17 protein-coding genes are annotated in these 21390 nt (G+C 66.4%); 11 read left to right on the top strand and 6 right to left on the bottom strand.

The genetic code is table 11. The annotated features are described in order from the left end of the window. Window position 1 precedes the first annotated feature (1 nt). From ureC to WDN01_09630, 4 genes are read right to left on the bottom strand one after another with little or no spacing between them, the layout of a single operon-like run. Window positions 2–1732 (bottom strand): urease subunit alpha, encoded by a 1731-nt coding sequence (gene ureC, locus WDN01_09645; GenBank protein MEJ0026279.1) that lies wholly within the window; start codon window positions 1730–1732, stop codon window positions 2–4. Continuing rightward, a complete protein-coding gene (locus tag WDN01_09640; protein ID MEJ0026278.1) occupies window positions 1732–2037 on the bottom strand; it encodes an urease subunit beta in 306 nt (101 codons plus the stop codon). The genes ureC and WDN01_09640 overlap by 1 nt, the downstream gene beginning before the upstream one ends. A gap of 8 nt (window positions 2038–2045) precedes the next feature. Continuing rightward, window positions 2046–2348, bottom strand: a complete 303-nt coding sequence (locus tag WDN01_09635; GenBank protein MEJ0026277.1) for an urease subunit gamma — start codon at window positions 2346–2348, stop codon at window positions 2046–2048. Beyond that, window positions 2348–3235, bottom strand: coding sequence for an urease accessory protein UreD (locus WDN01_09630; protein ID MEJ0026276.1), 888 nt, complete (start codon window positions 3233–3235; stop codon window positions 2348–2350). The genes WDN01_09635 and WDN01_09630 overlap by 1 nt, the downstream gene beginning before the upstream one ends. A 121-nt stretch (window positions 3236–3356) precedes the next feature. On the opposite strand from WDN01_09630, the gene WDN01_09625 reads away from it, so the two are divergent. Further along, a complete protein-coding gene (locus tag WDN01_09625) occupies window positions 3357–4373 on the top strand; it encodes an adenosine deaminase (GenBank protein MEJ0026275.1) in 1017 nt (338 codons plus the stop codon). Window positions 4374–4732: 359 nt separating this feature from the next. Here WDN01_09625 and WDN01_09620 read toward each other — a convergent pair whose 3' ends face one another. Both WDN01_09620 and WDN01_09615 read right to left on the bottom strand, forming a co-directional pair. After that, entirely contained in the window at window positions 4733–6187 is a 1455-nt protein-coding gene (locus WDN01_09620) for an AMP nucleosidase (protein MEJ0026274.1), read from the bottom strand. Then, window positions 6184–7392 (bottom strand): phosphopentomutase, encoded by a 1209-nt coding sequence (locus WDN01_09615; GenBank protein MEJ0026273.1) that lies wholly within the window; start codon window positions 7390–7392, stop codon window positions 6184–6186. Before WDN01_09615 ends, WDN01_09620 begins: the two co-directional genes overlap by 4 nt. A gap of 94 nt (window positions 7393–7486) precedes the next feature. On the opposite strand from WDN01_09615, the gene WDN01_09610 reads away from it, so the two are divergent. The 10 genes from WDN01_09610 (at window position 7487) to WDN01_09565 (ending at window position 21201) form a co-directional block, all read left to right on the top strand. Next, entirely contained in the window at window positions 7487–8308 is an 822-nt protein-coding gene (locus WDN01_09610; GenBank protein MEJ0026272.1) for a purine-nucleoside phosphorylase, read from the top strand. Between the two features lie 584 nt (window positions 8309–8892). Next, complete coding sequence (locus WDN01_09605) at window positions 8893–11493, top strand: TonB-dependent receptor (protein ID MEJ0026271.1); 2601 nt, start codon at window positions 8893–8895, stop codon at window positions 11491–11493. A 149-nt stretch (window positions 11494–11642) separates the two neighbouring features. After that, window positions 11643–12701 (top strand): LacI family DNA-binding transcriptional regulator, encoded by a 1059-nt coding sequence (locus tag WDN01_09600; protein MEJ0026270.1) that lies wholly within the window; start codon window positions 11643–11645, stop codon window positions 12699–12701. 125 nt (window positions 12702–12826) lie between these two features. Continuing rightward, window positions 12827–13954 carry a fumarylacetoacetate hydrolase family protein gene (locus WDN01_09595; GenBank protein ID MEJ0026269.1) on the top strand — a complete coding sequence of 376 codons (1128 nt, stop codon included), beginning with the start codon at window positions 12827–12829 and terminating at the stop codon, window positions 13952–13954. Beyond that, the gene (locus WDN01_09590) at window positions 13951–15387 is read left to right on the top strand and encodes an aldehyde dehydrogenase family protein (protein ID MEJ0026268.1); all 1437 of its coding nucleotides are present in this window, start codon (window positions 13951–13953) and stop codon (window positions 15385–15387) included. The genes WDN01_09595 and WDN01_09590 overlap by 4 nt, the downstream gene beginning before the upstream one ends. Window positions 15388–15395: 8 nt before the next feature. Beyond that, on the top strand, window positions 15396–16142 hold the full coding sequence (locus WDN01_09585) for an SDR family oxidoreductase (GenBank protein ID MEJ0026267.1): 747 nt from the start codon (window positions 15396–15398) through the stop codon (window positions 16140–16142). After that, window positions 16139–16969 carry an SMP-30/gluconolactonase/LRE family protein gene (locus tag WDN01_09580; GenBank protein MEJ0026266.1) on the top strand — a complete coding sequence of 277 codons (831 nt, stop codon included), beginning with the start codon at window positions 16139–16141 and terminating at the stop codon, window positions 16967–16969. The genes WDN01_09585 and WDN01_09580 overlap by 4 nt, the downstream gene beginning before the upstream one ends. Before the next feature lie 12 nt (window positions 16970–16981). Further along, the gene (locus WDN01_09575) at window positions 16982–18760 is read left to right on the top strand and encodes an IlvD/Edd family dehydratase (GenBank protein MEJ0026265.1); all 1779 of its coding nucleotides are present in this window, start codon (window positions 16982–16984) and stop codon (window positions 18758–18760) included. 117 nt (window positions 18761–18877) lie between these two features. Continuing rightward, window positions 18878–20344: a sugar porter family MFS transporter gene (locus WDN01_09570; GenBank protein MEJ0026264.1), complete on the top strand. Its 1467-nt coding sequence runs from the start codon at window positions 18878–18880 to the stop codon at window positions 20342–20344. After that, entirely contained in the window at window positions 20323–21201 is an 879-nt protein-coding gene (locus tag WDN01_09565) for an aldose 1-epimerase (protein ID MEJ0026263.1), read from the top strand. Before WDN01_09570 ends, WDN01_09565 begins: the two co-directional genes overlap by 22 nt. Window positions 21202–21390 lie beyond the last annotated feature (189 nt).

Genomic DNA, 21390 nt, shown 5'->3' with positions numbered 1-21390 from the left:
GTCAGAACAGGAAATAGCGCTGCGCCATCGGCAACACGCTCGCCGGCTCGCAGGTGAGGAGCACGCCGTCGGCGCGCACCTCATAGGTTTCGGGATCGACCTCGATCTTCGGCGTCGCGCCGTTGAGCACCATGTCGGTTTTTTTCACCCCGCGCGTGCCCGACACCGCGAGAAGCGTGTGCTGCAGGTTCAGCTTGTCGAGGCTTCCTCTCTCCAGCGCCAGTTTGGAGACGAAGGTCACGCTGCTCGACGGCATCCAGCTGTTTTTCGGGATGGGCCCGCCATAGGCCGCGAACATCGGCCGATAGTGCACCGGCTGCGGTGTCGGGATCGAGGCATTGGGATCGCCCATGGCGGCATAGGCGATGTTTCCCGCCTTGAGCACGAGGTCCGGCTTCACGCCGAAGAATTTCGGCTGCCACAGCACGAGGTCTGCGATCTTGCCCACCGCGACCGCACCGACATGCTCGGCGATGCCGTGCGTGATCGCCGGGTTGATCGTGTATTTGGCGATGTAGCGGCGGACGCGCAGATTGTCGTTGTCGCCGGTCTCCTCCGGAAGGCGCCCGCGCTGCTTCTTCATCTTGTCGGCGGTCTGCCAGGTGCGGATGAGGACCTCGCCGACCCGCCCCATCGCCTGGCTGTCCGAGGACATCATCGAGATCGCGCCGATGTCGTGCAGGATGTCCTCGGCGGCGATGGTTTCCCTGCGGATGCGGCTTTCGGCGAAGGCGACGTCCTCGGCGATCCGCCGGTCGAGATGGTGGCAGACCATCAGCATGTCGAGATGCTCGTCGATGGTGTTCACCGTGTAGGGCCGCGTCGGGTTGGTGCTCGACGGCAGGACGTTGAGTTCGCCGACGAGCTTGATCACATCCGGCGCATGCCCGCCGCCCGCGCCCTCGGTATGGAAGGCGTGGATGGTGCGCCCGGCGATCGCCGCGATGGTGTCCGCGATATAACCGGATTCGTTCAGCGTATCGGTATGGATCGCGACGGCGACGTCGCAGTCGTCCGCCGCCGTCAGGCAGTGGTCGATGGCCGAGGGGGTGGAGCCCCAATCCTCGTGCAGCTTGAGGCCGCAGGCGCCGGCCAGGATCTGTTCGATGAGGATTCCGCCGCTGCGCTGCGCGTTTCCCTTGCCGAAGAATCCCACATTGACGGGAAGCCGCTCGCCCGCCTGCAGCATCCGGCGGATGTGCCACGGGCCCGGCGTGCAGGTCGTCGCGTTCGTGCCCTCGGCCGGGCCGGTGCCGCCGCCCAGCATCGTCGTGACGCCGGAGGCGATGGCATCCTCGGCCTGCTGCGGGCTGATCCAGTGGACATGGCTGTCGATGCCGCCGGCGGTCAGGATGCGGCGCTCTCCGGCGATGATCTCCGTGCCGGCTCCGATCCGGATGGTGACGCCCGGTTGAATATCGGGATTGCCCGCCTTGCCGATTCCCACGATGCGCCCGTCATGGATCGCGACGTCGGCTTTCACGATGCCCATATGGTCGACGATCAGGGCGTTGGTGATGACCGTGTCCGCCCCGCAGGCCGAGGCGCCGTAACGGCTCTGCCCCATGCCGTCGCGGATCACCTTGCCGCCGCCGAACGTAACCTCCTCGCCATAGACCGCCTTGTCGTCCTCGACCTCGATGACGAGATCGGTGTCCGCCAGGCGCACCCGGTCGCCCTTGGTCGGTCCGTACATGCGGGCATAGGCCGCGCGATCGATCGTGACAGGCATCAGACGGGTCCATTCACCTTGTTGCGGAAACCGTAGACCAGGCGTCCGCCGCGATAGGGCACAAGGGTCACATCGCGCTCCAGTCCCGGTTCGAAGCGCACCGCGGTGCCGGCGGGGATGTCGAGCCGCCAGCCCCTGGTCCGCTCGCGCTCGAACACCAGCGCGTCGTTGACCTCGTAGAAATGGTAGTGGGACCCGATCTGGATCGGGCGGTCCCCGCTGTTGGCGACGCGGATCGTCAAGGTCGCCTGGCCCTCGTTCAGAACGATGCTGCCGTGTGCGGGCAGGATTTCGCCGGGGATCATGCGCGCCTCTATCGGATCGGGTTGTGGACGGTGACCAGCTTGGTCCCGTCGGGAAAGGTCGCCTCGACCTGGACCTCGTCGATCATCTCGGCGACGCCGTCCATCACCTCGGCCTTCGTGAGGACGGTCGCGCCCTCCTGCATCAGCGCCGCCACGGACTTGCCGTCGCGCGCGCCCTCCACGACGTGATCGGCGATCAGCGCGATGGCCTCCGGATAGTTGAGCTTGACGTTCCGCTCGCGGCGGCGGCGCGCGACCATCGCGGCCATGGCGATCAGCAGCTTGTCCTTCTCGCGCGGCGTCAGATGCATCAGATGCCCCAGAGGCGCGGTAGGCTGGGCGGCAATCCACCGGCTTCCGCGCGCAACGTTTTCCAGATTTTTCCGAAGGCGTCACGCAGTGCAAGCGCATTGGCACTCAGAAGCCGCACGATCAGCAGGTCGCGGAATGACGTCGCGCCGAGGCGCAGGCCGTCGCCGCCCACCGCGATGTCGCGCACCGTCTGCAGATGCTTCGCGGCATCGTCGCCGGCATAGATCAGCGAACCATAGGCCACGGCGCCGCCGAAGGTCGCGGCGCGGCCGAGCAGGGTTTCGATGTCGCCGTCGAGATGCAGCGCGTCTTTCCACGTCAGGCGCCCGTCGGCATCGCGGAACTCCCATACGTCATGCACCAGGCCGTGCCGCAGCGTCTCGCCGCGCGCGGCGCGGCCGAAGACGAGGATGCCGCCGGTCAGGCAGCGCGCGCCATCGTCGAGTTGAATCTGCGTGCGCCGGCGCAGCCTCGACCCGTCGAACAGGATCGTTTCCTGCGGCAGGTATTCGAGCCAGCTTTCCCGCCCGGCGCGAAGCTCGCTCTCGACGACGCAATCGGGTCCGAGCGAGCGATAGACCTTCTCCGCCGCCTGGCCGATCACCAGGGCGCGTGCGCCGTCGCCGAGCCGCACCGCCATGTCCAGCCGGTCGCCGCCGACGAGGCCGCCGGAGACGCAGGTGATGGCCGCCTGGAAGACGTCGCCGCGTTCCGGCAGCGGGAACAGGGCCCGCAGCGGCTGCGCCTGGTAGAGATCGGCGAGCGCCGTGGCGCCGTCCGCTGCCCGCTTCAGTTCGAGGCGGATTTCTCCGCCGCGTCGCGGCGCCGCCGCCTTCGTCCACGGACCGTAGGCGACGTTGCTGGCCGGTTTTTCGCTTGCGCGCATCTCCTCAACGGTAGTGGAGGGCGCCCAGCCTTACAACGCCGGGCCTTGCCGAAGAATCGTCCAGACTGGCCGAACTTTGCGCACTCTCGACAAGCGGCTTTCCGCGCCTTAACAGACCCCGATGACAGACCTGAGCCGATTCATCGCCGGCCTGCCGAAGGCCGAACTCCATCTCCACCTCGAAGGCAGCCTGGAGCCCGAGCTGATGTTCGCGCTGGCGCGGCGCAATCGCGTGGAGATCCCGTTCCGGAGCGTGGAAGAGGTGCGGGCCGCTTATTCCTTCTCCAACCTCCAGGACTTCCTCGACATCTACTACCAAGGCGCCGGCGTGCTGCGCACCGAGGAGGATTTCTTCGACCTCGCCGCCGCCTATCTCGCGCGCGTCGCGGCCGACGGGGCGCGGCATGTCGAAGTGTTCTTCGATCCGCAGACCCATACCGCGCGGGGCATCCCGTTCGGTGTCGTCGCCGGCGGCATGTCGCGGGCGCTGCGCGCGGCGGAGGCCGAACGCGGCATCACGTCCAAGCTCATCCTCTGTTTCCTGCGCCATCTAGACGAGGATGACGCGCTGGCGACGCTCAAATCGGCCGGGCCTTTTCTCGACCGCATCGCCGCGGTGGGTCTCGATTCCTCCGAGCTCGGCCATCCGCCGTCGAAATTCGCGCGTGTGTTCCAGGCGGCGGGCGAGCGCGGCCTGAAGCGCGTCGCCCATGCCGGCGAGGAGGGGCCGCCGGAATATGTCCATGAGGCGCTCGATCTCCTGCATGTCGACCGGCTCGACCACGGCAATCGGTCGCTCGAAGATCCCGCGCTGGTGGCGCGCCTTGTCCGCGAGCGGATGACGCTGACGGTGTGTCCGCTGTCGAATCTCAAGCTTTGCGTCGTGAACGACATGAAGCGGCATCCTCTGAAGCGAATGTTGAACGCCGGCCTGCGCGCGACGGTGAATTCCGACGATCCGGCCTATTTCGGCGGCTATCTGAACGACAATTACAACGCGGTCGCCGATGCGCTGGCGCTGACGCGCGACGACATCGTCACGCTGGCGAAGAACAGCTTCCTGGGCTCGTTCCTGGACGACGCCGACAAGGCGAGGCATGTCGCGGCCGTCGATGCCTATGCGGCGCAGGGCATTTGATCCGAAAAGGCGGTTCGAATCCGGCGGACGTCAGCTAATCGGTTGACGCGCCTCGGCTTTGTGCATGGATAGGCGGCCGCGCTATGCCGCCGCATCTGCGGCCTGGATGCAATGGTCGTGATTTGGGACAGATGGCGTTTGGACCGACTCGGTTCAAGGCGTGCGCCGAAATAAATCCGTAGACGGACTTATCCGACACCGGCCTCGCGCGGAGCCGCGGGAGGCGCGGAGATTCCGCGATTGCGGCGGGGACAAGTTTTCGGGCGCGTCGCGGCAAACGATATTTTATTGCGCGGAAATATTTCATGCCGGCCCGATCGCTTGCATGGCCGCGCAATGCGCAGCCGGGGCGACGGTCGTTACCGGAACGCCGGCTCGGTGAAGCTGCGCAGCTTGCGCGAATGCAGCGTGCCGGCGCGGGCTTCCTCGCGCATATATTCCAGCGCCTTGATGCCGATCTGCAGGTGCTGGCCGACGCGCTCCTCATAGAAGGCGTCCGCCATGCCGGGCAGCTTGATCTCGCCGTGCAGCGGCCGGTCCGAGACGCAGAGCAGCGTGCCGTAGGGCACGCGGAAGCGGTAGCCGTTGGCGGCGATGGTCGCCGATTCCATGTCGATGGCGATGGCGCGCGACTGGTTGAAGCGCATGGCGAGCTCGGCGAAGCGAAGCTCCCAATTGCGGTCGTCGGTCGTCACCACCGTGCCGGTGCGCAGCCGCTCCTTCAGCACCGTGCCGGCCAGCCCGGTCACCGCCGTCACCGCGCGGGCGAGCGCAAGCTGCACCTCCGCGATGGTCGGCACCGGAATGGCGAGCGGCAGCGCGCTGTCCAGCACATGATCGTCGCGCAGATAGGCATTGGCGAGCACGTAATCGCCCAGCCGCTGGCTGGCGCGCAGGCCGCCGCAATGGCCGACCATCAGCCACACATGCGGGCGCAGCACGGCCAGGTGATCCGTCACCGTCTTGGCGTTCGAGGGCCCGACGCCGATATTGATCAGCGTGATGCCTTCGCCGTTCGGCTGCACCAGGTGATAGGCCGGCATTTGCGGCATCTTGGCGAGCGGCGGCGCCGTCGGCTCCTTGCCCTTCTCGGTGATGCGCATGCCCGGCTCGATGAAACGCAGGGCGCGGCCCGCATCGATCTCGGCCAGGCCATAGCCGACGAATTCGTCGATATAGCGCTGGTAGTTCGTGAACAGGACGAAGCTCTGGAAGGTCTCGGGCGCGGTCCCGGTGTAGTGCCTGAGCCGGTGCAGCGAATAGTCGACGCGCTCCGCCGGAAACAGCGACAGCGGCCCGTCCTCGACCCCGTCCCAGCGGCCGCCGTCGACGATGGTGTCGTGCGCCGCGTCGAGGCGGGGCAGGGGGAAGTGCTGCGCCAGCTCGGCGCGCTGCTCCGCCGACATCGCGGCGGCGGCGCGCTCCACCGCGAAGGTCAGCGGGATCCGGGTGCGGCTCTTGCCGACGAACATCTCCGCCTTGCAGTTCTGCGTCAGCAGCGTGATCTGCTCGATGAGATAGCCCTTGAACAGGCGCGGCGCGGTGATCGTGGTGCCGTAGAAGCCAGGCTTGGGCACCTTGCCGAAGGCGAGCGGCGTGGAACGCGGCACCTGCTCCACCTCGATGCCGAGATAGGGATAGACGGGATGCCTGATCGGCTTGCGGTCGCCCTTGGCGAAGGCCTCGAAATTCTTCTCGATCTGCGCGATGGCGTCGTCATAGAGCTCGATCAGGCGCTCCACGACCGCATCGACGCTGCCGCAGCGCCTGGGCTCGGTGCCGGGGAAATTGCCGAATTTCGGTCCCGGGGTCACAGGAAAGACGTCCCGACGGAGAGCGGCGCGATGCCGAGATGGCGGGCGCAGGACTGGCCGATATCGGCGAAGGTGCCGCGCCGGCCGATCGGCCCCGGCGTCACGCCGGGCCCGAAGGCGATGACGGGCACGAATTCGCGGGTGTGGTCGGTGCCCGGCCAGGTCGGATCGCAGCCGTGATCGGCGGAGAAGACCACCAGATCGTCCTTGCGCAGCGCCGCGCGCAGCTCCGGGATGCGCGCGTCGAACGCCTCGAGCGCGCCGGCATAGCCCGCGACGTCGCGGCGATGGCCGAAGAGCGTATCGAAATCGACGAAGTTCGCGAAGATGATCGCGTCTTCGGGACCGTCCTTCACCTCGTCCAGCATCCGGTCGAACACCTCGTCATTGCCGAAGGCCTTGACGTATTTCGTGATCCCCTTGGCGGCGAAGATGTCGGAGATCTTGCCGATGCCGACGACCTGCCGGCCGGTGGCGGCGTAGCGGTCGAGCAGCGTCGGCGCGGTGGGCGGCATGGCGTAGTCGTGGCGGTTGCCGGTGCGCTTGAAGGCGCCGGGCGCCTCGCCGACGAAGGGCCGCGCGATGACGCGGCCGATATTGTAGGCATCGACCAGCTTGCGCGCGACATGGCAGCACTCGTAGAGCCGCTCGAGCCCGAAATGCGTCTCATGCGCCGCGATCTGGTAGACCGAATCCGCGCTGGTATAGACGATCGGCTTGCCGGTGCGGATGTGCTCCGCGCCGAGCCTGTCGATGATCACGGTGCCCGAGGCGTGGCAGTCCCCCAGGATGCCGGGGACGCCGGTCTTCGCGATGAAGTCTTTCGTCAGCGCCGCCGGAAAGGTCGGCACGGTCCTGGGGAAATAGCCCCAGTCGTGGTCGACCGGCAGGCCCATCATCTCCCAATGGCCGCTCGGCGTATCCTTGCCGCGGCCGAGTTCCGCGGCATAGCCGTAGCGGCCGACGATCCGCTTCGGCGCCGGGATCGCAACCTCGGGATCGGCGCCCTTCGCGGCTTCGCCGAGCCCGAGCGCGAGGAAGTTCGGAATGTCGAGCGGGCCGCTCTTGCCCGAAGGCCGCTTCAGGCCCTGGGCACAGGCTTTCGCAATATGACCGAACGTGTTGGCGCCCGTGTCGCCGAAGCGCGCCGCGTCGGGCGCGGCACCCAGGCCGAAGGAATCCAGAACGCCGACAATGGCTCGCAAATCGAATGGTCCGTCTCTTTGGGCCAGCGTACAGATTGTCGCCGGACACGGAAATATATAGTTGCTTTGGGCGGCATAGCCGATGGAGACGGGCATGGCAAAGCAGATCGAGCGCGGCGCCGCCGCCATCCAGGCTGCGATGGCCGGCGCGTTCCCGAAAACCGCGCTGATCCTCGGCAGCGGCCTCGGCCCGCTCGCGGACAGGATCGCGGACGCGACCGACATTCCCTATGGCGATATTCCGGGCTTTCCGGTCCCGACCGTCGCCGGCCACCAGGGCCGGCTGCGCATCGGCACGCTGGCGGGCCACGGGATCGCCTGCATGCAGGGCAGGCTGCACGCCTATGAGGGCCATCCGGCCCAGGCCATCGCCGTGCCGATCCGCATCCTGAGGCGCCTGGGCGTGGAGCGGCTGATCCTCACCAATGCCTCGGGCGGCCTGAAACCGCATCTGCCCGCGGGCACGCTGATGCTGGTGGAAGACCACATCAATTTCTCGGGCCAGAATCCGCTGGTGGGGCCGAACGACGAGAGCTTCGGCCCGCGCTTCCCGGACCTGTCGCATGCCTACGATCCCGGCCTGCGCGCGCAGTTCGAAGCGGCGGCGCGCCGGTCCGGCGTGACGCTCGAAAGCGGCGTCTATGTCTACGTCCTTGGACCGAGCTTCGAGACGCCGGCGGAAATCCGGATGTTCGCCAGCCTCGGCGCCGATGCGGTGGGAATGTCGACAGTTCCCGAATGCATCGCGGCGGTTCATTGCGGCATTCGCGTCGCGGCGCTGTCGGTAATCACGAATCTCGCCGCCGGCTTCAGCACGGTTCCGCTGACGCATCAGGAAACGCTGGCGGAAGCCGCGAAGGCTTATGACCGCGTCGAGAAGTTGCTGCTGTCTTTTTTCGGCGCACTGTCGGAATAGAAAAACTTTTTATTTTCGTCGCAATACGCATTGCGAAAAGTTTCGCGATCCGACGCGTGCGTGCAATTCACTTGCGCGACATGCGAATGAAATGTCGCCGATCTTCGCGATCGAGCGCGACGTGGCAAAATGCACACGCACGCAGTCGCAAATCTGCAAACGACGACACTTACATTGCGAATAAGAAATGCGGGCGCTCGGTTGGGTCAGACCGGCGCAAGCGCATTCGAGGGCAGGACGCCCGGGATCGAAGAGTGCCGGCGGCGGCGCATCAATGGTGACGCGCACCGTTCCGAGATTCCGTTTTATGAGGGGAAGTCATGAAGAAGTCTGACGTGAGGTCGCCGCCTTCGGGCGGGACTGCGCGCCTCCGCGCGCCGGATCGCAACTCCGCGAAACGTTCCGCGCAAATCTAAATCACGGCGCTGCGTAGATTGCCCGGCTCGGACGCGCGAGAGCGCGTGCGCCGTGAAACGGCGCGTCGCGACGTTGGGAATCGAAAAATTGGCGGTCGAAACCTGTCGGCGCGAATGCGCCGCGCAGTCGAAGCCGTTTTGTCGAATGAAAAATCAGGGGAATGCCAAATGAACATGCGTAATCTAAAATCGCTGATGCTGGGCGCGACCGCGCTGACGCTGGCGACGCCGCTGCTGACCGTTGCCGCCCACGCGCAATCGACGGGCACGCAAGAGGTCGAAACCGTCGTCGTCACCGCCGAGCGGACCCAGAGCGACGGACTGATGAACGCCGCGCCGATCTCCAAGGAGCGCTCGACGATCACCAGCGAATTCCTGCAGACCCAGACCGCCGGCCAGACGGTGTTCCAGGCGCTCAACTACATGCCGGGCGTGAACTTCACGAACAACGATCCTTACGGCTCGAGCGGCGGCAACATCCGCATGCACGGACAGGACGGCAACCATATCTCCCTGACGCTCGACGGCATGCCGCTCAACGACACGGGCAACTACGCGATCTACACCAACCAGCAGCTCGACCCCGAAGTGGTCGACCGCGTCAGCGCCAACCAGGGCTCGACCGACGTCGACAGCCCGACCGCGGCGGCGACCGGCGGCGTCATCGCCATCATCTCCGACCGTCCGCACGACGATTTCGGCGCCGAGGCCGTCCTCACCGGCGGCTCGTACAGCGACCAGCGCTATTTCGGCCGCGTCGATTCCGGTTCGTTCGGGCCGTGGGACACCAAGGCGTTCGCCTCGCTCTCCTGGCAGGACTACGACAAGTTCAAGGGTCCGGGCGACCTGAAGAAGTGGCAGGCCAACGTCAAGTTCCTGCAGGAATTCGGCGACCTGGGCTGGATCACGCTCGCCGGCCATTGGAACAGCAACCGCAACAATTCCTACTACGCCGAAGACTATGCGCCGAACACGACCAACTTCTCCGGAACGCTGGCCGGCACCATCGACCTGATCAAGGGGCCAGACGGCTATATCGCCAACCCCGCGAACACCACCGGCGCCAATTTCAGCGGCACGGGCTGGGACCGCGACTACCAGACCACCTGCGCCTACACCACGCCGGTCGCCGGCCATGCCGACAACACGATGACGACCTGCGGCAATTTCTACAAGGTGAAGATCAACCCGTCCGACACCGGCAATATCCGCCTGCAGTCGCTGTGGCACCTGACCGACGCGTTGACGGTCACGGCCGATACCAATCTTCAATATGTTCTGGCCAATGGCGGCGGCGCCTTCTCGTTCAAGGAGAACAGCGCCCAGCTGATCGGCAGCACCACGGGCGTCGGCACGTCCACCACGCCGTATCATTGCATTCCCGGCCAGGGCTGCGACCTGAACGGCGACGGCGACGTGATGGACACCGTCGACCTCTACCAGCCCAGCACGACCAACACGCGCCGCTGGGGCTTCAACACCTCGGTGATCTACCAGTTCGACGAGGACAACACGATCCAGGCCGCCTACACGCTGGATTACGGCCTGCACCGTCAGACGGGCACGACGACCTTCTTCGACCCGGTCGACGGCCCGGCCGATCCGTTCGCCGGGTTGAAGGACAAGGCGCACGAAGTGCTCGACGCCAACGGCGTGCCGCTGCGCTATCGCGATCGCAAGTCCAAGGCGATCATGAACCAGGCCTCGTTCGACTATGAAGGCAAGTATTTCGACAACGCGGTGCGCGTCTCGCTCGGCTTCCGCATGCCGTTCTTCGAGCGCGACCTCAACCAGTACTGCTACGAGGCGCTCGGCAGCAGCAACGCCTACTGCACCTCGCAGGTGCCGAACGCGACCTTCGCCAACAACACGGTGACCTTCGCGGGCAGCTCGACGCATTACGTGCCGGGCGGAAGCACGGTGAAGCGCTACAGCCGCTTCCTGCCGCATCTGGGACTGAGCTATCTGCCGTTCGGCGATACGCACCAGTTCTTCGGCTCCTACACCCAGGAAATCGCGGCGCCGCGCACCGACAATCTCTACACCAGCGCCCTGTCGGACCCGAGCAATCCGGCCTCCGCCTGGATGACCTTCGCGCGCACCAAGCCGGAGACCTCGACGACCTATCAGGTCGGCTATCGCTATCTCACGAGCGATCTGCAGGGCTCGCTGGTCTACTGGAACTCGCAGGTCAAGAACCGCATCGTCAGTTCGTTCGACCTGAACACCAACACCTATTTCGACCACAACGTGCCGGGCGTGAACTTCTGGGGCTTCGACGCGGAAGCCAACTGGTTCCCGACCGAGCAGCTCAGCCTCTATGCCAATGCTGGCTTCGACCGCGCCCGCATCACCTCCAACATCCCGGTCGGCGGCGGCTTCGCGAACACGCTCAACAAGCAGCTGTCCGAGACCCCGAAATGGACCTTCTCGGGCCGCACGCAGTATGCGGTGTTGCCGGACCTGCGGCTGGGCGTCGAAGGCAAATATGTCAGCAGCCGCAACCAGACCGAAGACAACAACGCCTTCGTTCCGGACTACTTCACGATCAACGCCGACATTTCCTACGATCTCGACGCGCTCGGAATGGACAATTCCTCCATCCGCTTCAACGTCGACAACGTGCTCGACAAGCACTACTTCACCAGCCTCGGGACCCAGACCTGCTGGACGCCGGTCGCGCCGACGACCAGCGGCTGCACCAGCTTCCCTTACGCCTATCTGGGTTCGCCGCGCATCTACCAGGTCTCGCTGACGGCGCGTTACTAGCCGCTGCGATCCTTGGCCGAAATCGGGCCGGCCGGGCGAAAGCCCGGCCGGCCTTTTCTTTGGGCCCGGCCTCCGTGGCGCGCCGCCGAGAGCTTTGCCTGACCGCAATAGTCTGGTAGGGGACGGTCCGCCTCAACCGGAGAGACGAGTTGGCCCAGAAGAGCGGCCGGCGCGGCAACAATGTCGTGACGATTCATGAAGTGGCGCGCCATGCCGGCGTGTCGCCGATGACGGTGAGCCGGGTGGTCAACGGCGAGAGCAATGTGCGCGAATCGACGCGCGCCAAGGTCGCCGCCTCGATCAAGACGCTGCACTATTCGCCCAATCTGGCGGCGCGGAGCCTGGCCAGCGCCAATGCGGTACGGATCGGGCTGCTCTATTCGAACCCATCCTCGGCCTATCTGAGCGAATTCCTGGTCGGCAGCCTGGAGCAGTCCAGCCTCTCCGGCTGCCAGCTCGTGATCGAGAAATGCGACGGCCCGAACACCGAGCGGGCGGCGATCGAGAAACTGGTGCGCACCGGCGCCGACGGCGTGATCCTGCCGCCGCCGCTCTGCGATTCGGAGGAAGCGCTGCGCGCCGTCGCCGACGTCGAAATTCCCGCCGTGGTGGTCGCCACCGGTCGTCCGGCGCCCGGCCTCTCGGCCGTCAGCATCGACGATTTCGAGGCGGCCCATTCGATGACGCGGCGGCTGATCGGCCTCGGCCATAGCCGCATCGGCTTCATCATGGGCCACCCCAACCAGACGGCCAGCGAGCAGCGCTACAGGGGCTTCGTCGCGGGCATGGAGGAGGCCGGCCTCAAACCCGACCCGCGCCTGGTGACGCAGGGCTATTTCACCTACCGCTCGGGGCTCGAAGCGGCGGAAAAGCTGCTGCGGGCGCCCAAGCGGCCGACCGCGATCTTCGCGAGCAATGACGACATGGCGGCGGCCACGGTGGCGGTTGCCCACCGGATGGGACTGGACGTGCCGCGCGACGTGACCATCGCCGGGTTCGACGACACCCCGCTCGCCACCACGGTGTGGCCGGCGCTCACCACCGTCCGCCAGCCGATCGCCGACATGGCGCGCGAAGCGGTCAAACTCCTGCTGGAGCAGATTCGCCGCAAGCGCGCCGGGGCCGAGCCCGAACCGGTCCAGAAACTGCTGGAATTCACCCTCATCCCACGCGAATCCACCGGCCGGGCCGACGCCTCGTCGACCTGAGCGTGGGCGTGAGCGCCCTTGACAGGCCGTTGCGGCCCCTTATTGGTAGCGCAACCAATTTCGAGAGCGCCGGCCGGGCGCCGCTTGGGACGCTGTGATGATCGGGATGGTTCAAGGTCCGGGAAATGACTGATTTTCTGCCGCGCGACTGGCGGGAAGCGACGCTGGCCGGCCGCCTGGATTTCGGCGAGGGCCCGACTCCGGTGCTCGTCCGCGATGGACATGTCCTGGACGTCTCCCGCGCGGCGCCGACCATGGCGGCCCTGCTGGACGGCTGGACCGGCGCGGCCGGCGGCCGCGATCTGGGCGAATTCGCCGATCTCGGACTGACCGAGGCCTGGAAGGGCCAGAGCAAAGCCAAGCTTCTCGCCCCTATCGACCTGCAATGCGTCAAGGCGGCCGGCGTGACCTTCGCGGTTTCCGCCGTCGAGCGGGTGATCGAGGAACGCGCCCGCGGCGATGCCGGCAAGGCGCTCGCCATCCGCGAGGCCCTGAAGGAGCGCGTCGGCTCGGATTTGCGCGCGGTGAAGCCGGGCTCGCCGCAAGCGGTCAAGCTCAAATCGGCGCTCATCGCCGACGGACTGTGGTCGCAATATCTCGAAGTCGCGATCGGTCCGGACGCCGAGATCTTCACCAAGGGCCCGCTGCTCGCCTCGGTCGGCTGGGGCGATTATATCGGCATCCGCTCCGACTCCGACTGGAACAATCCCGAGCCGGAAATCGTCATCGTCTGCGACAGGAATGGCAAGGCGGTCGGCGCCAGCCTCGGCAACGACGTCAATCTGCGCGATTTCGAAGGGCGCAGCGCGCTCCTCCTCGGCAAGGCCAAGGACAACAATGCCTCCTGCGCCATCGGGCCGTTCCTGCGCCTGTTCGACGACCGCTTCACGATGGACGATGTGCGCAATGCCGTCCTGGAGCTCGAAATCCAGGGCGAAGACAATTACCGGCTGGAAGGCAGGAGCACGATGGCCGAGATCAGCCGCGATCCGCTCGATCTCTGCCGCCAGGCGATGAGCGAGCATCAATATCCCGACGGCTTCGCGCTATTTCTTGGCACGCTGTTCGCGCCGACCCAGGACCGCGATACGCCCGGTCGCGGCTTCACGCACAAGGTCGGCGACGTCGTGCGGGTTTCCACGCCCAGGCTCGGCGTGCTCGAGAACAAGGTGACGACCTCCAAAGAAGCGCCGCCGTGGAATTTCGGCGTGGGGGATCTGATGCGCAACCTGGCGCGGCGAGGACTTCTATGAGCCTGACCCTGACCCACTACATCGCCGGCGAGCGCGTCAAGGCCGACACGCCGCATGAGAGTCTCAATCCCTCCGACACGCGCGAGGTCGTGGCGCGCTTTCCCGACGGCGGCAAGGCCGAGGTCGACGCCGCGGTCGGCGCCGCGCGCAAGGCGTTCCCCGGCTGGTCCGGCGCCTCGCCGGAAGTGCGCGCCGACGTGCTCGACAAGGTCGGCGAGATGATCCTTCAGCGCCGCGCCGATCTCGGCAAGCTGCTGTCGCGCGAAGAGGGCAAGACGCTGCCCGAAGGCATCGGCGAGGTGACGCGCGCCGGCCGCATCTTCAAATATTTCGCCGGCGAGGCGGTGCGCCGCCACGGCCAGAATCTCGACTCGGTGCGTCCCGGCGTGGAGATCAACACGTTCCGTGAAGCCGTAGGTGTATTCGGCCTGATCACGCCCTGGAATTTTCCGATCGCGATCCCGGCCTGGAAGACGGCGCCGGCGCTGGCTTTCGGCAACACGGTGGTGATCAAGCCCGCCGGCCCGACGCCGGCGACCGCGGCGGCATTGGCCGACATCATCTTCGAGGCCGGCGCCCCGGCCGGCGTGTTCAACATGGTGATCGGCCGCGGCGTCGTCGGCGACGCCCTCGCCAAGCATCCGGACGTCGACGGCGTGTCGTTCACAGGCTCGCAGGCGGTCGGCACCCAGGTGGCGCAATCGGCGCTGTCGCATCAGGCCCGCGTGCAGCTCGAAATGGGCGGCAAGAATCCGCTCGTCGTGCTCGACGATGCCGATTTCGACCGCGCCGTGATGTGCGCCCTGGATGGCGCCTTCTTCGCCACCGGCCAGCGCTGCACCGCGTCCAGCCGCATCATCGTGACCGACGGCATCTACCAGAAATTCGTCGAGGCCCTGACCGAGAAGACGCTGGCGCTCACGGTCGGCGACGCGCTCGATCCGGCATCGAAGATGGGTCCGGCGGTCAGCCAGCAGCAGCTCGAGCAGAACCTCTCTTATGTCGATATCGCGGTGAAGGAAGGCGGCCGGCTGACCGGCGGCGGCCAGCGCCTCAGCCTCGCCAAGCCCGGCTATTACATGAGCCCGGCGGTGATCGCCGATACCAGCCAAGGCATGCGCATCAACGGCGAGGAGGTGTTCGGCCCCGTCGCGTCGATCCTGCGCGTGAAGGACTATGACGAAGCGCTCGCCGTCGCCAATGCCGGCGAGTTCGGCCTGTCGGCCGGCATCTGCACCTCGTCGCTCAAATATGCCCGTCATTTCCAGCGCGCGGTGCGCGCCGGCATGGTGATGGTGAACCTGCCGACCGCCGGCGTCGACTATCACGTGCCCTTCGGCGGCAGCCGCAAGTCGAGCTACGGCGCGCGCGAGCAGGGCTTCGCGGCGGTCGAATTCTACACACAGACCAAAACGGCCTATTCCTGGGCCTGAGGGGAGCCATGTCGTCAGCCGTCTATCCGAGCCTCAAGGGCAAGCGCGTCGTCGTGACCGGGGGCGGATCCGGCATCGGGGCCGGCATTGTCGCGGCGTTCGCGCGGCAGGGCTCCAAGGTCATCTTCATCGACATCCTCGAGAACGAAAGCGCGGCCCTCATCAAGTCGCTCTCCGATTGCGAGCATGCCCCGGTGTTCCGGCGCTGCGACCTGAAGGACCTTGCGGCCGTCGGCACGTTCTTCAAGGACGTCGGCCCGATCGACGTGCTGGTGAACAATGCCGGCAACGACGACCGCCACAAGCTCGCCGACGTCACGCCCGACTATTGGGACGAGCGCATCGCGGTCAATCTGCGCCATATGCTGTTCTGCGCCAAGGAGGCGGCGCCCGGCATGAAGAAGCGCGGCGGCGGGGCGATCATCAATTTCGGCTCGATCTCCTGGCACCTCGGCCTTCCCGATCTGGTGATCTACGAGACCGCCAAGGCCGGCATCGAGGGCATGACGCGGGCGCTCGCCCGCGAGCTTGGGCCCGACAATATCCGCGTCACCGCGGTGGTGCCCGGCAACGTCAAGACGCCGCGCCAGATGAAATGGTACACGCCGGAAGGCGAGCAGGAGATCGTCGACCAGCAGTCGCTGAAGGCGCGCGTCGAGCCCGGGCATGTCGCCTCGCTGGTATTGTTCCTGGCGTCCGACGACGGCAAGATGTGCACGGGACACGAATACTGGATCGATGCCGGCTGGCGATGACTCCTGAATGCGTTTGGCCCGTCGCGGCGATGCTGGGCGAAGGACCGCTATGGTCCGCTGCCGAGCAGGCGCTGTGGTTCGTCGACATCAAGAAAAACCACATCCACCGCTACACGCCGGCGACCGGCGCGCGGCGGACCTATGACGCGCCGTCGAGCCCCGGCTTCCTGGCGCCGGAGGGCGACGGGTTCATCGTCGGTCTCCGGGACGGGCTCTACCGCTTCGATCCGCGCGACGGGAGCTTTGCGCTGCTGCACCGCGTCGACGTCGACAAGCCCGGCAACCGGATCAACGACGGCGCGCGCGACGCGGCCGGAAGGCTGTGGTTCGGCACCATGGATAATGCCGAGGAAGCCGAAACCGGCGGGCTCTATCGCCTGGATGCCGACGGGCCCAGGGCGGTCGAGACCGGCATCTGCATCACCAACGGTCCGTGCTCGAGCCCCGACGGCAAGGTGTTCTATCACACCGATACGCTGAAGAAGACGATCTACGCCTACGACCTCGGCGCCGACGGCGCGCTGTCGAACAAGCGGGTCTTCGCGACGATCGAGGATGGCGCCGGCCATCCCGACGGCTCGATCATAGATGCCGAAGGCTGCCTCTGGGTCGGGCTGTTCGGCGGCTGGGCGGCGCGCCGCTATTCTCCGGACGGAAAGCTGATCTCCACCGTGCGCTTTGCCTGTGCCAATATCACCAAGCTCGCCTTCGCCGGCCCCACCACCGTCTACGCCACAACGGCGTGGAAGGGGCTGGACGCGGCGGCGCGCGCCGGACAGCCGCTCGCCGGCGGGCTGTTCCGCTTCGAGAGCGATGCCGCCGGATAAGGAGTGCACGCCATGACAGAGCGCAAACCCGCGAAGCGGTTTCGCTCCCGGGACTGGTTCGCGGCGCCCGGCCGCGAGGACATGGCGGCGCTCTATATCGAGCGGTTCATGAATTACGGCATGACGCCGCAGGAATTGCTCTCCGGCCGGCCGATCGTCGGCATCGCGCAATCGGGCAGCGATCTCAATCCCTGCAACCGGCATCATCTCGAACTCGCCAAGCGCGTGCGCGCGGGCATCCGCGACGCCGGCGGCATCCCCATCGAATTCCCCACCCATCCGATCTTCGAGAATTGCCGCCGCCCGACCGCGGCCATCGACCGCAACCTCGCCTATATGACGCTGGTCGAGCTGCTCTACGGCTATCCCATCGACGCGGTGGTGCTGACCACCGGTTGCGACAAGACCACGCCATCGGCGATCATGGCCGCCTCGGCGGTCGACATCCCGGCCATCGTGCTCTCGGGCGGGCCGATGCTCGACGGCTGGCACGACGGCGAGCTGGTAGGCTCCGGGACCGTCATCTGGCGCAGCCGCCGCAAGCTTGCGGCGGGCGAGATCACCGAAGAGGAGTTCATGCAGGCGGCGTGCGACAGCGCGCCGTCGGCCGGCCATTGCAACACGATGGGCACGGCCTCGACGATGAATGCGGTGGCGGAGGCGCTCGGCCTCTCCCTGCCGGGCTGCTCGGCGATTCCCGCGCCGTACCGGGAGCGCGGCCAGATGGCCTATGAGACCGGCAAGCGCATCGTCGGCATGGCTTATGAGGACCTCAAGCCATCCGACATCCTGACGCGCGCCTCTTTCCTGAACGCCATCGCGACGGTCGCCGCCATCGGCGGCTCGACCAATGCGCAGCCGCATATCGTGGCGATGGCGCGCCATGCCGGCGTGGAGCTGGATGCGGCGGATTGGAGCCATGCGCATGACATCCCGCTGCTGCTCAACATGCAGCCGTCGGGAAAATATCTCGGCGAGCGCTTCCACCGGGCCGGCGGCGTGCCGGCGATCCTGTGCGAACTCCTGAAGGCCGGCCGCATCGACGGCGGCGCGCCGACCTGCACCGGCGCGACGCTGACGAAGAACATCGAGGGCCGCGAGACGCAGGACCGCGAGATGATCCATCCCTATGACGCGCCGCTGATGGAGCGCGCCGGCTTCCTGGTCCTGAAGGGCAATCTGTTCGACTTCGCCATCATGAAGACCAGCGTGATCTCGGAGGATTTCCGCAAGCGCTATCTCTCGCGCCCGGGACAGGAAAACATATTCGAGGGTAGGGCGGTGGTGTTCGACGGCTCGGACGACTATCACGACCGGATCAACGATCCGTCGCTCGGCATCGACGCGAACACGATCCTCGTCATCCGCGGCGCCGGCCCGCTCGGCTGGCCCGGCTCGGCCGAGGTCGTGAACATGCAGCCGCCGGACGCGCTCCTGAAGCAGGGTATCGGGAGCCTGCCGACGCTGGGCGACGGGCGGCAGTCCGGCACCTCCGACAGCCCCTCGATCCTGAACGCCGCGCCGGAGAGCGCGGCGGGCGGCGGACTCGCCTGGCTGCGCACCGGCGACCGCATCCGCGTCGACCTCAATGCGTGCACCTGCGACATGCTGGTGTCCGACGACGAGATCGCGCGCCGCAAGAAAGACGGCCTGCCGCCGGTGCCGGAGACGGCGACGGTGTGGCAGGAAATCTTCCGCGCGACCGTCACGCAAATGGATTCGGGTGCGGTCATGGAGCCGGCGCTGAAGTACCGTCGGATCGCCAGGAAGACGCCGAGGCACAATCACTAGAATATTCCGCAACGCTTGCGGACTGGTATCGCTATCATTACGGTACGGTCGCGTCGTCGCCATCAGAGCGGCGCGCGATCTGGAAACGCGGCCGACGAGGCCAGGGAAGGGGAATTCATGATCACGAAGCCCAACTATGCGCTTGTCGTCATGCTGACGATCGCCGCGACGCTCGGCGGTCTTCTGTTCGGCTACGACACGGCGGTGATCTCCGGCGCGACCGACGCCATCACCTACAATTTCGTCACGCCCCGCCACCTGCCGGAAGCGACGGCGAATTTCCTCTCGGGCTTCGCCATCGGCTGCGCGCTGCTCGGATGCGTGCTCGGCGCGGCCATCGCCGGTCCGATCTCCACCCGCTGGGGTCGCCGCACCGGGCTGCTGATCGCGGGCCTGCTGTTCTTCGTGTCGTCGATCGGCGCGGGCTTTCCCGAATTCGGCTTCAGCCTGCTCGGCCTGACCGGGCCGGACGCGCTGCCGGTCTTCATCTTCTACCGCCTGATGGGCGGCACCGCGATCGGCATGGCCTCGATGCTGGCGCCGATGTACATCGCGGAGATCGCGCCGCCCTCGCATCGCGGGCTTCTCGTCACGTTCCAGCAGATCGCCATCGTCGTCGGCATCAACCTCGTCTATTTCGTCAACTATTTCGTCCAGTCGATGGGCGACCGGAATTTCCTGCTCGATCTGGGCTGGCGCTACATGCTGGCCTCGGCGGCGATCCCTGCGACGCTGCTGATCGTCTTCATGCTGATCGTGCCCGAGACGCCGCGCTATCTCGTGCTCAAGGACCGCGCCGCGGAGGCGCTGGCGCTGCTCAAGCGGCTGGGCGGCGGCGATCCCGACACCACGCTCAAGGAGATCGAGGCGACGCTGGTGCAGCACACAAGGCCGCTGCTCAGCTTCGGCTGGCTGGTCTTGATCGTCGGCATCATGCTGTCGGTGTTCCAGCAGGTGGTCGGCATCAACGCGGTGCTCTATTTCGCGCCGCACATGTTCCAGAACATGGGCGCCTCGCAGAACGACGCTTATCTCGAATCGGCCTGGTTCGTCGGCGTGACGATGACGCTGTTCACCCTGGTGGCGACGGTCACCGTCGACCGCCTCGGCCGCAAGCCGCTGCTGGTGTGGGGCGCCTTCATCATGGCGGCGGCGATGCTGACGCTGGGCACGCTGTTCAACATCCACGCCGTGAGCGCCACGGCCGGCGAGGGCGCCGCGGCGTCGACGGGATCGTCCTATGTCGCGATCGCGGCGGTCGTGGTCTACATCATCGGTTTCTCTTTCTCCTGGGGCCCGGTGACTTGGGTCATGCTGTCCGAAATCTTCCCCAATTCCATCAAGGGCACGGCGATGTCGATCGCGGTCGCGGCGCAGTGGATCGCGAATTTCGTCGTCTCGCAGACCTTCCCGATGCTGGACGGCAGCTCCGCGCTGAACGCCGCGTTCAATCACGGCTTCGCCTATTGGCTCTACGGCATCGGCGCCATCCTCGCGGGGCTGTTCGTGCTGCGCTTCGTGCCGGAGACCAAGCAGCGCAGCCTCGAGGCGATCGAAGGCATGTGGGGCAAGAAGCCGGCCTGACGATGCCGGGCCTGGCCAGCGGCGGCGCCGTTCTCGATCTGTTGCCGCAGGTCGGCGGCGCCGTCGGCCGTTTCACGGTCGACGGCATCGACGTGCTGCGTCCGGCGGTGCCGGGCACGCGCGAACCGCTCGAGACGGCGTGCTTCCCGCTGGTGCCGTTTGCCAATCGTATTTCGAACGGCGAATTTCTTTTCGAGAATCGGCGGGTGCGGCTGCCGCGCAATTTCGGCGACCACCCGCATGCGCTGCACGGCCAGGGTTGGCAGAATCCTTGGACCGTGGTGACGCTCGCGGGAGACCGCGCGGTCCTCGCTTACGAACACAAGCCTGAGTCGTGGCCCTGGCACTACCGGGCGGAGCAGAGGATCGTTCTGTCGCCGCGCGCCCTGCGGCTCGAACTGATTCTCTCCAACTGCGGCGCGAGGGACATGCCGGCCAGCGTCGGCTTTCATCCCTATTTCCTTCGTGGCCCCGGCACGACGCTCCGCACGAATGTCGCCGGCGTCTGGCTGAGCGATGAAACCTGCATCCCCACGGTCGCGGCCGGCGCCGACCATTTCGTGGATCTGGCGCGGGGCGCCGTGCTCGCGGATGCACCCTTCGTCGATCACTGCCACTTCGGATGGTCGGGCCGGGCGACCGTTTCCCGGCCGGGCGGCGGGTTCATCGAGATGACCGCGAGCCCCGCACTGCACCATCTTCACGTCTTCAATCCGCGCGACGAAGCGGTCTTCTGCGCCGAGCCGGTGAGCGCGATGCCCGATGCCTTCAACCGCACGACCGCGGCCGGCGACATTCGCGTCATCGCGCCGGGCCGGTCGATGTCGGTGTGGATGGAACTGGCCGTATACGGATGACCGTGCGGTCGATGTGTTGCATTTTGGAATAACATTTCAGCGCGTGCAGTGCAGCGAGGTGCATTTCGCTTGACGGCGTCATGACAGAGGAATAAACAGGCAGTGTTATGGGACCGCTACCATAACGAGGGGATTAACAGGAAACGCAAGTTCGCTACCGCTAACAAACGGACGCGCCGCCGAGCAAGC

It is taken from the genome of Rhizomicrobium sp., from assembly GCA_037200985.1.
Taxonomy (GTDB): Bacteria; Pseudomonadota; Alphaproteobacteria; order Micropepsales; family Micropepsaceae; genus Rhizomicrobium.
This window is presented reverse-complemented; position numbering and strand designations above follow the sequence as displayed.

Excerpts from the sequence above, each read along its gene's own strand:
- WDN01_09625 (MEJ0026275.1), top strand. The coding sequence starts at position 3,357 with ATGACAGACCTGAGCCGATTCATCGCCGGCCTGCCGAAGGCCGAACTC.
- WDN01_09580 (MEJ0026266.1), top strand. The coding sequence starts at position 16,139 with ATGACTCCTGAATGCGTTTGGCCCGTCGCGGCGATGCTGGGCGAAGGA.
- WDN01_09590 (MEJ0026268.1), top strand. The coding sequence starts at position 13,951 with ATGAGCCTGACCCTGACCCACTACATCGCCGGCGAGCGCGTCAAGGCC.
- WDN01_09595 (MEJ0026269.1), top strand. The coding sequence starts at position 12,827 with ATGACTGATTTTCTGCCGCGCGACTGGCGGGAAGCGACGCTGGCCGGC.
- WDN01_09635 (MEJ0026277.1), bottom strand. The coding sequence starts at position 2,348 with ATGCATCTGACGCCGCGCGAGAAGGACAAGCTGCTGATCGCCATGGCC.
- WDN01_09605 (MEJ0026271.1), top strand. The coding sequence starts at position 8,893 with ATGAACATGCGTAATCTAAAATCGCTGATGCTGGGCGCGACCGCGCTG.
- WDN01_09575 (MEJ0026265.1), top strand. The coding sequence starts at position 16,982 with ATGACAGAGCGCAAACCCGCGAAGCGGTTTCGCTCCCGGGACTGGTTC.
- WDN01_09610 (MEJ0026272.1), top strand. The coding sequence starts at position 7,487 with ATGGCAAAGCAGATCGAGCGCGGCGCCGCCGCCATCCAGGCTGCGATG.
- WDN01_09640 (MEJ0026278.1), bottom strand. The coding sequence starts at position 2,037 with ATGATCCCCGGCGAAATCCTGCCCGCACACGGCAGCATCGTTCTGAAC.
- WDN01_09585 (MEJ0026267.1), top strand. The coding sequence starts at position 15,396 with ATGTCGTCAGCCGTCTATCCGAGCCTCAAGGGCAAGCGCGTCGTCGTG.
- WDN01_09570 (MEJ0026264.1), top strand. The coding sequence starts at position 18,878 with ATGATCACGAAGCCCAACTATGCGCTTGTCGTCATGCTGACGATCGCC.
- WDN01_09630 (MEJ0026276.1), bottom strand. The coding sequence starts at position 3,235 with ATGCGCGCAAGCGAAAAACCGGCCAGCAACGTCGCCTACGGTCCGTGG.
- ureC (MEJ0026279.1), bottom strand. The coding sequence starts at position 1,732 with ATGCCTGTCACGATCGATCGCGCGGCCTATGCCCGCATGTACGGACCG.